We start from the raw sequence: 13,108 nt of genomic DNA, 5'->3' as shown, positions 1-13,108 counted from the left end.
ACGTAGTGGGGTATCCACGCTCCCCCTATTAGGGGATTAGGGGATGGCTAGGGCGTTTGCTGAATATGCGGTGCGAGAACACAAAACGCCGGTGGCCATGGCGGCCACCGGCGTTTCGGGGATGAGCTGGTCAGCTGAAGAAGTCGAAGTCCTGATGATGCTCGACACCGGCCGACGGGTCTGCGGTATCGACGGGGTGCCAGTCGAGCGCACCCGGATCCGAGAGCTGCCCGGCATCGACGACCGGGACGTCGCTGTGCAGGCCCAGATCGTCGGACACCGCCAGGTCCGGCACGGCGGCATGCGCCGGCAAGGCCGGTCCGCTGTCGAATCCGCCGAGGTCAGGGTCGGAAATCACCTGCGGAGACACCACCGTCGGCACATGTGTGTCGAAGGCGTCGAACGCATCGAACGCCGCGGTGGCGGCGCCACTGGTCCAGACGTTGACGCCGGGATCGTCGAATCCGGCGGTCGGCACACCACCCGCCACGGAGGACACTGTGCCGAGGGACTCGGACACCACCGGGATCAGGTGCGCGACGTCCGCCGTGGTGACGCCGGTGAGATTGGCGTCGGCGATGGCACCGGCAGGGTCGGCGGCGTAGTGCGCAGCCACGTCGGGGTCACGTACCACCGACATGACGAAATCCAGTAGCGGATTAGCCACGGCACCTACTCCTTCCTGGGGTCCGCTTGATAACTATTTCGATGCTATCGCCGATATAGCTCCCAGAGATCGGTGCTGACCCCAGCACCCGACACCTTCCGTTAGGGGCACTCCCGTTAGGGATTCACCAATCGTTAGGGGATTGTGTCCCAACCCCGGGCTGCCAGCGCATAGGGTGGCCTGAGCCCGGTAGCGCATCAAAGGAGTGGACGTTTATGAGCCTCGGTTTGTCGATCGGCCAGACCAATCTGGTGGCCGTGCCGGCCGGGCGACCGCCGCTGAGCCGTCGCGCCATCCTGGCCCTGTACCCCGACCGGCCCGCCGAAGTCGGCATCCCCACACAACCGGGCGGCCTGGTCCTGACCGGGTTCGTCGAGCGGGTCGGCGACCCGATTCCCCTGATCGCTCCCGACGGCTCGGCGCATCGTGGTGAAGCCGTCCTGGCCGAGGCCCTCGACTCCATGGCCCGCACCGCGGGCGGCGGCGCCCCGATCGTCATCGCCGCGCCGGCGCACTGGGGCATGTCCACCATCGGCGCGCTCTCCGCGGCGCTGCGCGGCAAGCCGGGTCTGGCCGCCGCACCGGTGGTCTCCGACGCGGCCGCGGCCCTGGCCGGCCTCAAGGCCGGGTCCGGGCTGCCGGATCACGGCGTCGTGGCGCTGTGCGATTTCGGTGGCAGCGGCACCAGCGTGACCATCGCCGACGCCGCGACGCTGAGCCAGATCGGCGAGACGGTGCGCTACCCGGAGTTCTCCGGCGACCTCGTGGACCAGGCGCTGCTCAACCACGTCGTCGCCGGCATCACCGAGTCGTCCGATGCCGATCCGGCCGGCACCGCGGCCGTCGGCTCGCTGTCGCAGCTGCGCGACCAGTGCCGGCAGGCCAAGGAGCGCCTCTCATCGGAGACGGCGACGTCGGTGAACGCCAACCTGCCCGGCTTCGCGTCGGCGCTGCGCATCACGCGGCCCGAGCTGGAACGGCTGCTCGAGCCGGCCCTGGCCGGGCTGCTCGCCGTCCTGCAGGAAACTTTGCAGCGCAACCAGATTCCGGCCGGCGTCCTGACCGCTGTGGCCACCGCCGGCGGCGGCGCGTCGATTCCGATTGTCACCCAACGCCTTTCGGAGCACTTCCGGGTTCCGGTGGTGACCTCGCCGCAGCCGGCGCTCACCGCAGCCGGCGGCGCCCCGCTGGTCGATCAACGCACCATGAGCGCCGACGCCCCGACAGGCATGGCCCCCACCATGGGCTGGGCCGCCGGCCCGGCAGGCTGGGCAGGCGGCCCCGAGACCATGGCGGCTCCGGTGCCGCCCGTGGACGCGAACCCGTCTTCGACCGTCGGGCCGTCGCTGGCCTGGTCTGACGACGAGGAACCCGGCGCGGCGGTCGGCGGCGACTATCCCACCGACTTCTCCACCGGCTACGCCGAGGCAGCGCCCTTCGGCGAGACCACCGCCCGGCCGGCGATGGACTTCGCCCACGAAGAAGAGGACAACCTGCCCGACGTGGCGCCGGTCCCCTGGTACCGGCGCCCACCGCTGATCTTCGGCGCGGCCGCCGCGGCGTTCCTGGTTGCCGGCGGCAGCTGGGCCGCGGTCGGGCTCACCAGCAACGACACCCCGTCCGGCCCGGTGACCGTCGACGTCACCACCACCATCACCGGCCCCGACGGCTCCATCACCACAAGCACCTACAAGGCCACCAAGTCCGTTGTGACACAGACGAATCCGAACGGGCAGGTGGAGACCTCGACGGTGACCAACCCGGTCACCACCACCGACGCGCCGGTCACCACGACCACCACCGATCCGTCGACCACCAGCTCGACGACGACCACCACGACCACCACCTCCACGACCACCACGACGACGACCCCGTCGACGACGACCACCACGACCACGACGCCACCGCCCACCACGACCACCACGCAGCCGCCCACGACGACGACGCAACCGCCGACGACGACGCAACCGCCCACCACCACGCAGCCGCCGCCGACCACGACGAAGCCGCCGACGACGCAGCCGCCCAGCACGCAGACTCCGACGGCTGCGCCGTCGACCCAGGCGCCCAGTTCGCAGCCCACGGTGGAGCAGCCCCCCAAGACGGCGTCGGTGTCGGCGGAAACCGCGTCCGCACCATCGGCATCGGTGGCCACCGCGTCGGCGCCCATCACCGCGCAACCCTCGGCATCGACCAGCCAATGACCGCAGCGGCCGGCACGTCGCTGGTGCTCGGCGGAATCGGCAGCGGCAAGACCACCGCGCTGGAAGCGGTGCGAAAGACGTTGCGGGCCAACGGCACGACGATGCTCGCGCGGGTACCGAAGCCCGGTGAGGCACCGGACGCGGCCATCGTCATCGACGATGCCCAACTGCTGTCCCCGGCAGAGCTGGACGCGCTGACCGAGCTGGCCGGCGACCCGGCCCGCACCGTGGTGGTCAGCGCCGAGCCGTTGGCGCACGACCGCGCACTCAATGCTCTCACCACCACTCTGAGCCGGCAGCATCCGCCGATTCAGCTGGCGCCGATGACGCCCCGCGAGATCAACGAGGCGCTGGCCCGCGCCGGCGTCCCCGGCACGCAGGTCCCCGCACTGATCGCCGCCACCGGCGGCATCCCACTGCTGGTGTACTCGGCGCTGTCGGCCCTGGCGTCGGGCGCCGATCCGGTCCGGGCCGCGTCCGTCGCGTTGAGTGAACGGCTCCGCCGGCTCGATGAGCACCTGCTCGACACGTTGTTGCTGTGTTCGCTCAGCCCGGAACTGGGGCCCGACGACATCGCCGCCGCCTTGCAACTGCCCGGCGACGACGCCGCCGTGCTGATGGACCGGGCCCGCGCGAGTGGCCTGCTGTCCGCTTCACTGCATCCGCGGTTCATCGACACGCTGCACCGCAGCCTCACCCGACTGGTCGGGGCCGCGCGGCACCGCGAGACCGAATGCCGGCTGCTGCGCTCGCAGATCGAATCCGCCACGCTGTCAACCGAATTGGCGCTGAAGCTGGCCGAGCACGGCACCGTCGACGATCTGCTGGCGGCCGACCTGATCCGCCGGGCCGGTTCCGCCGCGCCGCGTCAGGCAGCGCGCCTGTACCGCGCCGCGGCCCGCGCCGGCACCGCCCCGGCCGACGTCCACCTCGCCGACGCCCTCGCCGTCACCGGCGACTGCACCACCGCCGGAACCCTGGCCGACGAACTGCTCACGGCCGACGACGCCGCCGTCCGCGCGCAGGCCGTGCGTATCGCGGCCAGCGTCGCCATGCACGACGGCGCCGCCGCGCACGCCGCGGACCTGTTCCGGTGGCTCGGCCCCGATGCCGATCCGTTCGTCGCCGCCGCGGGCGCCGTGGTCGGTGTCGCCACCGCCGACGCGGACCTGGCCCGGTCCTGTCTGCAGGCCGAGAAATCCATGCCGCCAACGTCTTCCGCGCGTGCGGCGCGCGGTATGTCAGAAGGCATGCTGCTGACGCTCGACCAGCCGTTCGCCGTCGCGATGGCACGCCTCACGCAGGCTCTCGGGTCCACCAACGGTGTTCACTCGGTCGCACCGGACAGCCCCGCCGCCCTGCTGAGCCTCGTCGCCCTGCACGGCGGCGACGCCGTCCGCGCGCGCAGTGTCATCGGCCGGGCCATCCGCACCGGTGGCGGCGACGCGGGTTTCACCGGTCTGCGCCACCGGCTGCTGCTCGGCTGGATCCGCATGCTCGACGGCCAACTCGATTCCGCGGTGCCGGCTTTGGGCGCCCCGGAGGTCGCCGACCTGCACCGGCGCGACGCGCTGTGGTTCACCGCGCTGCAGACCGCGGTCGCCCGGCGCAGCGGCGACACCGGCGCCCTGCAGAAACACTGGTACGCGGCCATGGAGGTGCTGGCCGAATACTCCCTGGACCTGTTCGCACTGCTGCCGCTCGGTGAGCTGTGGGTCGCGGCGGCGCGGTTGCAGCAGCTCGACCAGCTGCGCCAACCGCTGGCCGAGGCGTTCGGGCTGCTGCGGGCCGCAGGCAATCCGACGCTCTGGGCGGTGCCGCTGCACTGGGCGGGCGTGCACGCCGGCATCCTGGCCAACGCGCCCGAGGCCGTCGCCCCGCACGGGCAGGCCCTATCCGCCGCCAGCCGGGCCGAGGGCGCACACGGCGCCTACGCCACCGCACTCGCCGCCGCCGGCCGCGCCTGGTTGCGGGTCCTGGCCGACGGCGTCGACGCGGCGGAGGTCACGGCGGCCGCCCGCGGGCTGGCCCGCTTCGGGCTGACGTGGGATGCCACGCGCCTGGCCAGTCAGGCCGCGTTGCATTCGGCGGACGGCCGGATCTCGGGTGCGATGCTGCAGCTGGCACGCGACCTCAAGCAGGACGCGGCCCTCGAGGCCGCGGCCGATCCCATCGCGCCCGCGGCCCCAGCTATTCCGCGTGAGCCCGTTTCGGGCGCGGATGTGCGCAACACCACACCCCCTCCTGCCTCGGGTGACGCTCGGACCACAGCTGCCGCAACGCCCGCCTGGACGCGGCTGTCCGACCGCGAACGCGAGGTCGCCGAACTGGTGCTGCAGGGCATGCCGTACCGCGATATCGGGGCCCGGCTGCTCATCTCAGCGAAGACCGTCGAACACCACGTCGCCCGCATTCGCCGCAGGTTGGGGGCCGAATCCCGGTCGGAGATGTTGTCGATGCTGCGGGCGCTGCTCGTCGAGAAAGCCTGACGCCGTCCTTATATAAGGAAGCGCGTGGCCGGTGCTTGAACCAGGCCGATTCCGGGTACGGAAGCGAGCGCGTAGTCGCAGCTCAAGTTAGGACAGCCTTGCTAGCGTGCGTTCTGCCCAGGATGCGACTATGAGCAGGCATCTAGCTTAAGTTACCCGTTGGTAACCTCAATAAGTTACCAGCCGGTAGCTACATAACTGGGAGAGGCGCGGTGGAGAATCTCGAACACACGCTCGACGTGGCCAGACTGGTCATCGGGCTGTTGGCAACGGTCATCGTCCTGGGGTTCGCCGCCAAGCGCGTCCTGTGGCTGACCAAGCTGATCAGCTCCGGGCAGAAGCTGGGCGACGAACGCGGCCGCAAGGACGATCTGGTCCGCCGCTTCCTCAACCAGAACAAGGAAGTCTTCGCTCAGTCGAAGCTCCTGAAGTGGTCGATCCCCGGCATTGCGCACTTCTTCACCATGTGGGGCTTCTTCGTCCTCGCGTCGGTCTACCTGGAAGCCTATGGCGTCCTGTTCGACCCGGAGTTCGCCATCCCGTTCGTCGGACACTGGGCCATCCTGGGCTTCCTGCAGGACTTCTTCGCGCTGGCCGTGCTGGCCGGCATCATCGTCTTCGCGATCATCCGTCTGGTCCGGAACCCCGAGAACATCGGCCGTGAGTCCCGGTTCTACGGCTCGCACAACGGTGGCGCGTGGGAGATCCTCATCATGATCTTCCTGGTCATCGCGTCCTACGCGGTCTTCCGCGGTGCCGCCGTCAACGTCCTCAACCACGACGGTCGCGGCGCCTTCCCGTACCAGAACGGCGCGTTCTTCTCCGACGGCATGGCCGCACTGCTGAACCACCTGCCCTACGAGGCCAACCTCTGGATCGAGACCATCGCGCTGCTGGCGCACATCGGCATCATGCTGGTCTTCCTGCTGATCGTGCTGCACTCCAAGCACCTGCACATCGGCCTGGCCCCCATCAACGTCACCTTCAAGCGGCTGCCCGACGGCCTCGGCCCGCTGCTGCCGATGGAATACAAGGGCGAGCCGATCGACTTCGACGACCCCGCCGAGGACGCGGTGTTCGGCCGCGGCCGCATCGAGGACTTCACCTGGAAGGCCAACCTCGACATGTCGACCTGCACCGAGTGCGGTCGGTGCCAGTCGCAGTGTCCGGCGTGGAACACCGGAAAGCCGTTGTCCCCCAAGCTCGTCATGATGAACCTGCGCGACCACCTGTTCGCCAAGGCGCCCTACATCATCGAGGGCAAGCCGATGCCCGAAGAGGGTTCGGTCGACTTCGCCAAGCTGGGCGACAGCCTCCACGGCCACGGCGTGCCCGAGGACGGCTTCGCCCGCATCGAAGGTTCCGGCCCCGAGCAGGCGCTGCGCCCGCTGGTCGGCACCGCTGAGCAGGGCGGCGTCATCGACCCCGACGTGCTGTGGTCCTGCACCAACTGTGGCGCCTGCGTCGAGCAGTGCCCGGTGGACATCGAGCACATCGACCACATCGTCGACATGCGCCGCTACCAGGTCATGGTCGAGTCCGAGTTCCCCGGCGAGCTCGGCGTGCTGTTCAAGAACCTGGAACTCAAGGGCAACCCCTGGGGCCAGAACTCCAAGGAACGCACCAACTGGATCGACGAGCTGGACTTCGACATCCCGGTCTACGGCCAGGACGTGGAGAGCTTCGACGGCTTCGAGTACCTGTTCTGGGTCGGCTGCGCCGGCGCCTACGAGGACCGCGCCAAGAAGACCACCAAGGCCGTCGCCGAACTGCTTGCCGCCGCCGGCGTGAAGTTCCTGGTGCTGGGCACCGGCGAGACCTGTACCGGTGACTCGGCCCGCCGCGCCGGCAACGAGTTCCTGTTCCAGCAGCTCGCCGCGCAGAACGTCGAGACCATCAACGAGCTGTTCGAGGGCGTCGACCCGGCCAAGCGCAAGATCGTCGTCACCTGCCCGCACTGCTTCAACACCATCGGTCGCGAGTACCCGCAGCTGGGCGCCAACTACACCGTCGTGCACCACACGCAGCTGCTGAACCGCCTGGTGCGGGACAAGAAGCTGATCCCCGTGTCGTCGACGAGCCAAGAGGTCACCTACCACGACCCCTGCTTCCTCGGCCGCCACAACAAGGAGTACGAGGCCCCGCGTGAGCTGGTCGGCGCTGCCGGCGCGAAGCTCACCGAGATGCCGCGCCACGCCGACCGCGGCCTGTGCTGTGGTGCCGGTGGTGCCCGCATGTGGATGGAAGAGCACATCGGCAAACGCATCAACACCGAGCGCGCCGAAGAGGCCGTCGACACCGGCGCCTCGGCGATCGCGACCGGCTGCCCGTTCTGCCGCGTGATGATGAGCGACGGCGTCGACGACGTCGCCGCGACCCGCAGCATCGAGAAGACCGAGGTCTTGGACGTCGCTCAGCTGCTGCTGAACTCGCTGGACAGCAGCAAGATCACGCTGCCCGAAAAGGGCACGGCGGCAAAGGCATCGGCGGCACTGGCAGAGAAGAAGGCCAAGGAAGCACCGAAGCCTGCTCCGGCACCGGAACCTGTCGCTGAAGCCGCTCCCGCGGCCGAGGCACCCGCGGCCCCGGCCGCCGGTGGCGCGGCCGCCAAGCCGGTCACCGGTCTGGGCATGGCCGCCAAGCGTCCGGGCGCGAAGAAGGCTGCCGCTCCGGCAGCCGAAGCGCCGGCTGCGGCCGCGGCACCTGCCGCAGGCCTGGGCCTGGCCGCGGGCGCCAAGCGTCCGGGTGCCAAGAAGGCCGCCGCGCCGGCCGCCGCTGCCGCTCCTGCAGCCGAGGCACCTGCCGATGCTGCTCCGGCCGCACCGGCGAAGGGTCTGGGTCTGGCCGCGGGCGCCAAGCGTCCGGGTGCCAAGAAGGCCGCCGCCGCTGCACCGGCTCCGGCTGCTGAAGCTGCTCCTGCCGCTGAGGCTCCCGCCGCACCGGCCGCTCCCGCGGCTCCGGTCGTCGGGCTCGGGATGGCTGCGGGCGCGCGTCGCCCGGGCGCCAAGAAGGCCGCTGCTCCGGCAGCAGCTGCCCCGGCCCCCGCTGCTGAAGCTGCTGAGCCGGCCGCCGAGGCACCCGCCGCAGAGGCTCCTGCCGCCCCGGCCGCTCCTGCGGCTCCGGCGGAAGAGGCCAAGCCCGAACCACCGGTCGTCGGACTGGGCATGAAGCCAGGCGCACGGCGCCCCGGTAAGCGGTAACCCGAAGGACACCGCAATGGCCAGCTACGACCCACCGCCAGGAGCGTCGTAGCTGGCCATTGCTATATGTGGCGCCGATCGCAGATCGGCAAAAGAATTCGACACCGATGAGAGCATGGAACCCGTGACCACCCACCAGGTACCCGCTGACCGCACATGGCATAGCGGCCACCCTCGTAACCAGCGGACGTTTGCGCAGTCGACCAAGCTGCAGGACGTCCTGTACGAGATCCGTGGCCCGGTACACGAGCAGGCCTCCCGGCTCGAGGCCGAGGGCCACCGCATCCTCAAGCTGAACATCGGCAACCCCGCGCCGTTCGGCTTCGAGGCGCCCGACGTGATCATGCGCGACATGATCGCCGCTCTCCCCCACGCCCAGGGCTACTCCGATTCCAAGGGCATCGTGTCCGCGCGCCGCGCGGTGGTCACGCGCTACGAGCTGGTCGAGGGCTTCCCCCGGTTCGACGTCGACGATGTCTTCCTCGGCAACGGCGTCTCCGAGCTCATCACCATGACCCTGCAGGCGCTGCTCGACAACGGCGACCAGGTGCTGATCCCGGCCCCGGACTACCCGCTGTGGACGGCGTCGACGGCGCTGGCCGGCGGTACCCCGGTGCACTACCTGTGCGACGAGACGCAGGGCTGGAACCCTGATATCGCCGACCTCGAGTCGAAGATCACCGACCGCACCAAGGCGATCGTCGTGATCAACCCGAACAACCCCACCGGCGCGGTGTACAGCCGCGAGACGCTGGAGTCCATCGCGAACCTGGCGCGCAAGCACCAGCTGCTGCTGCTGGCCGACGAGATCTACGACAAGATCCTCTACGACGAGGCCAAGCACATCCCGATGGCCTCGGTGGCGCCGGACATGCTGTGCCTGACGTTCAACGGCCTGTCCAAGGCGTACCGCGTGGCGGGCTACCGGTCCGGCTGGCTCGCCATCACCGGTCCCAAGGAGCACGCGTCCAGCTTCCTGGAGGGCATCAGCCTGCTGTCGAACATGCGCCTGTGCCCGAATGTGCCTGCGCAGCATGCCATTCAGGTGGCGCTCGGCGGACACCAGAGCATCGAGGACCTGATCCTGCCCGGCGGCCGCCTGCTCGAGCAGCGCGACGTCGCGTGGAACAAGCTCAACGAGATTCCCGGTGTCTCCTGCGTCAAGCCCGAGGGTGCGCTGTACGCGTTCCCGCGGCTGGACCCCGAGGTGCACGAAATCCGGGACGACGAACAGCTGGTGCTCGACCTGCTGCTGCAGGAGAAGATCCTGCTCACGCAGGGCACCGGATTCAATTGGCCCACACCGGATCACCTGCGCATCGTGACGCTGCCGTGGGCCCGCGACCTGGCCGCCGCCATCGAGCGCCTCGGTAACTTCCTGGCGAGTTACCGCCAGTAATCCCTCGGGATTTGTGCACGATTTTCCGCGGCTACCGCGGAAAATCGTGCACGAATCACTCTTTCAGGCCCGCGATGAAGGTCCGCAGCAGCGCGGCGAGGGTGTTCTCGAGCTCGGTGCCGGGTTCGGGCTGCTTGGCGGAATCGATTGCCGCCCAACCCCATACCGCGCCGGCGAAGGCGTGGATCGCGGCGGTCAGCAGCACCAGGTGCTGACGGTCCAGCGCCAGCCGGGGTTTGAGGGTCTCGCGTAGCCGGTCCTCGACGTCGCGTGCCTGAGTACGCACAGTCTCGGCGGCTTCGGGGGTCAGCCGATTCATCAGCACCGGCGCGGCACTGATCAGGTCGCAGAGCACCGGGCGCTGTGCGAGGGTGTGCGCCAAAGCCTTTGCCGGCGTGCGCCGTTCGTCGTGCAGCTGGGTCCGCAGGTCCGCCAGCCAGCCCAGGTGTTCGTGGTACATCACCAGGAGAAGCAGGGCCTCGCGCGAACCGGCGTACCGCAGCACGCCCGATTTGGCCAGGCCCGCCGCGGCGGCGATCTCCCCCAGCGTCAACTCACTGGCCCGGGTGTCGTCCAGCAGCGCGCGGGTCACCTCGGTCAGATGACGCACGCGATCCTCCCGTTGCTCGGGGCTGCGGGCCCGCGCAAAAGACAGCGCCGCTGGGGAATCGGGCAAATCCATTGCTTAATGGAACACTGTTCCGTTAACTTGGTCAACATGACACACCGCTACGAAGTCCTGGTCACCCGGCATGCCCGTGCCACGCCGAGCACGCTGTTCGATGTAGTGGCGGACGGGTCCCGCTGGTCCGAGTGGGCGAAACCACTGATCAACTACTCAGCGTGGGAGACGCGCGGGCCCGCCGACGACGGTGGCGTCGGGGCCATCCGTGCGGTCGGCGCACGCCAGTTCCCCGCCCGCGAGCAGACCACCATCCACGAGCCAGGGCAGCGGCACGGGTACACCATCCTCTCGTGGACCCCGGTACAGGACTACCACGCGCAGGTGAGTTTCACCCCCGAGCAGGACGGCACCCGGATCGACTGGCACGGAACCATCGAAAGCCGTTGGCGTGTTACCGGTCTGGGCTATCGGGCGGTGGTGAAACACGTCTTGACGACGTTGTCCGCCAAGTTGGTGATCGAAGGCGAGCGGCGAGACACGATGAGCCGGGCCTGATCGGCACGGCGAGCGGCTAGTCGGGTCGACTGGTGTTGCCGAACTTGTCTGCCAGCGCGGCCCGCACCGGCGACGGCACCGTGGGCGCGAAGCGGCGTAGGTAGGCCTCGATCCACGGGGCTGAGGTATTGAGAAACGCGAAGTCGCTGCCCACCATGTGCCGTATCGCGAGGAGCGGGACAGGTGATTGCAAGGGACGAAAGTCGGCGTTCCACAGCCCGCGCTCGGCGCAGCCATCGTAGAACTGTCCCACCATGAGGCCGACGTCGACGAAGTCGGGTTTCAGTTCTTGCTGCAGCGCATCGATGAAGGCGAAGTCCACCAGGTCCGGAAATGCGATGAAGACCGCCTTGAGCAGGCCGTCTGGGCCATCCGCCGATGCCAGCGCCAAGAAGGTGTCGCGGAAGGTACGCAATTCAGCAACAAGTTTGGTGAACTCCGGTTGTTCGCCAGAAACCGTGGCGATCCACAACATGTCGCGGTCCAGTGCCGGTCGCGCAAACGGACACACCGGCCCGGCGCGCCCCAGTTCGGGGTGCGGTTCCGTCAAGTACTCGCGGATCCAACTGCCAAGCAATTGAGCAATTCCTGATGTTTCGCCACTCGAACTGTGGTTGTCCGATAATTTCCAGAGACCCTGAACCAAGGTGTCCGCCATGCTGTACGCCTCCCTCCCCTCAGGTCGCCAGTGCTTCCGTCGCAACATCCACCGGAAGGTGAAAAGCCCATGTCCTTCACCACCGAGCGTGGAATCGCGATCGTATATGAGCCCGAATCGGTTCCGCTGCTCAAGCTCGCGACGTCAGCCGCGAGAAACGGGTTCCACCTCATCTGGGTGGCTGGCCGCGCCGACGAGCGGGTACTGGGACGGCTCGGCACCGTTGTCGTGGCCGACGGGCTGTCGGCCGACGACATCGCCGCACAACTCGAACAATTCGACGTCGTCGGCGTCACCACATTCTGCGATTCGAGGATCGAACAGACAGCCGCGATCGCCGCAAAGCTAGGTTTGCCAACAAACCCGCCTCATGCATCTCGGCAATTAGTTGACAAGATCGCGCAACGGCAGGCTCTCGCGGATGCCGGACTACCCTGCCCCGGGTTCGTCGGCATCGAAAGCCCGGCTGACGTCCCTACCGCCCAAGGGCTGCTCCAACGGCTGGCCTATCCCGTCGTCGTCAAACCGGCATTCGGTTGGGGTGGTCGCGACACCGTCTGCCTCCCCGATTTCCAGGCGGCGGCCGCGGAACTGGCCCACCGTTGCCGAGCCGACCCGTGGCGGCCGGTCATCGTAGAGGAGCTCCTCGGCGATTACCCGGCCACCGACCGTGGTGGGTTCGGCGACTACGTCTCCGTCGAAGTCGTGGTCGAGGACGGAGTGGCCTCGGTCCTGACGGTAACGGGACGCATGCCGCTGGCCGAACCTTTTCGGGAAACCGGCGCATTCCTTCCGTCCACACTCCGCCCCGTTGAACGCGCCGAAGTGGCAGAGGCAGCAGTGCAGGCCATCCAGGCACTCGACGTGCAGTGGGGCTGCCTGCACATCGAGATCAAGCTGACAACGGCCGGGCCCTTGATCATCGAGGTCAACGGGCGCATCCCGGGAGGCGGCATCGCCGACTTGGTCGCCGCACAGGTCGGCATCGACCTCTTCGAGTGCGCGCTGCGCTCCGCGGCGGGGCAGCCGGTCTCTCGCACGCCGAGCCACACTGCCGGTGTCCACCATCGGCTCGCGCTGCAACCACCGCTGGGGCAGCGCGTGCGCCTGCGGCCGGATTGGTCGGCGCGGTTGCGCACCATCCCCGGCATCGCTGACGCCTCGTTGCGGTCGACCACGGCGGAAGCCGGCCCGCGCGACGGTTCGTATGGCTACCTGCTGATGGCAGGCGGGGTCGCAGACAACCATGACGTCCTGTTAGAAACCTATCGGCAGCTCAACGGGTTGCTGATCAGCGACTGAAGCCGGCGG

The 13,108-nt window shown here is 68.8% G+C and carries 9 protein-coding genes; 6 read left to right on the top strand and 3 right to left on the bottom strand.

Going from position 1 to position 13,108, the window contains the following annotated elements; genetic code table 11:
* Positions 1–130: 130 nt before the first annotated feature.
* Positions 131–667, bottom strand: coding sequence for an Rv0340 family IniB-related protein (locus ACJH6J_RS25950; protein ID WP_205848930.1), 537 nt, complete (start codon positions 665–667; stop codon positions 131–133).
* A 215-nt stretch (positions 668–882) separates the two neighbouring features.
* On the opposite strand from ACJH6J_RS25950, the gene ACJH6J_RS25945 reads away from it, so the two are divergent.
* The 4 genes from ACJH6J_RS25945 (at position 883) to ACJH6J_RS25930 (ending at position 9,959) form a co-directional block, all read left to right on the top strand.
* Entirely contained in the window at positions 883–2,871 is a 1,989-nt protein-coding gene (locus tag ACJH6J_RS25945; RefSeq protein ID WP_406804756.1) for an Hsp70 family protein, read from the top strand.
* A complete protein-coding gene (gene iniR, locus ACJH6J_RS25940; RefSeq protein WP_406804755.1) occupies positions 2,868–5,360 on the top strand; it encodes an isoniazid response ATPase/transcriptional regulator IniR in 2,493 nt (830 codons plus the stop codon). Before ACJH6J_RS25945 ends, iniR begins: the two co-directional genes overlap by 4 nt.
* 212 nt (positions 5,361–5,572) lie before the next feature.
* Entirely contained in the window at positions 5,573–8,560 is a 2,988-nt protein-coding gene (locus tag ACJH6J_RS25935; protein WP_406804754.1) for a heterodisulfide reductase-related iron-sulfur binding cluster, read from the top strand.
* A 115-nt stretch (positions 8,561–8,675) separates the two neighbouring features.
* Positions 8,676–9,959: a pyridoxal phosphate-dependent aminotransferase gene (locus ACJH6J_RS25930; RefSeq protein ID WP_133428259.1), complete on the top strand. Its 1,284-nt coding sequence runs from the start codon at positions 8,676–8,678 to the stop codon at positions 9,957–9,959.
* A gap of 55 nt (positions 9,960–10,014) precedes the next feature.
* On the opposite strand, the gene ACJH6J_RS25925 is transcribed toward ACJH6J_RS25930, so the two are convergent.
* Positions 10,015–10,641, bottom strand: coding sequence for a TetR family transcriptional regulator (locus tag ACJH6J_RS25925; protein ID WP_267324556.1), 627 nt, complete (start codon positions 10,639–10,641; stop codon positions 10,015–10,017).
* Between the two features lie 36 nt (positions 10,642–10,677).
* Here ACJH6J_RS25925 and ACJH6J_RS25920 point away from each other — a divergent pair, with 36 nt between their 5' ends.
* A complete protein-coding gene (locus ACJH6J_RS25920) occupies positions 10,678–11,139 on the top strand; it encodes an SRPBCC family protein (protein ID WP_267324555.1) in 462 nt (153 codons plus the stop codon).
* A gap of 16 nt (positions 11,140–11,155) precedes the next feature.
* Here the strand turns inward: ACJH6J_RS25920 and ACJH6J_RS25915 are convergent, their stop codons facing one another.
* Positions 11,156–11,797, bottom strand: a complete 642-nt coding sequence (locus tag ACJH6J_RS25915) for a DUF6875 domain-containing protein (protein WP_138247780.1) — start codon at positions 11,795–11,797, stop codon at positions 11,156–11,158.
* Between the two features lie 69 nt (positions 11,798–11,866).
* On the opposite strand from ACJH6J_RS25915, the gene ACJH6J_RS25910 reads away from it, so the two are divergent.
* Entirely contained in the window at positions 11,867–13,099 is a 1,233-nt protein-coding gene (locus ACJH6J_RS25910) for an acetyl-CoA carboxylase biotin carboxylase subunit family protein (protein WP_138247779.1), read from the top strand.
* Positions 13,100–13,108 lie beyond the last annotated feature (9 nt).

This window comes from Mycobacterium sp. SMC-18, assembly GCF_045310895.1.
GTDB lineage: Bacteria > Actinomycetota > Actinomycetes > Mycobacteriales > Mycobacteriaceae > Mycobacterium.
Note: the sequence above shows the minus strand (reverse complement) of the source record. Positions and strands in the feature narration are given on the sequence as shown.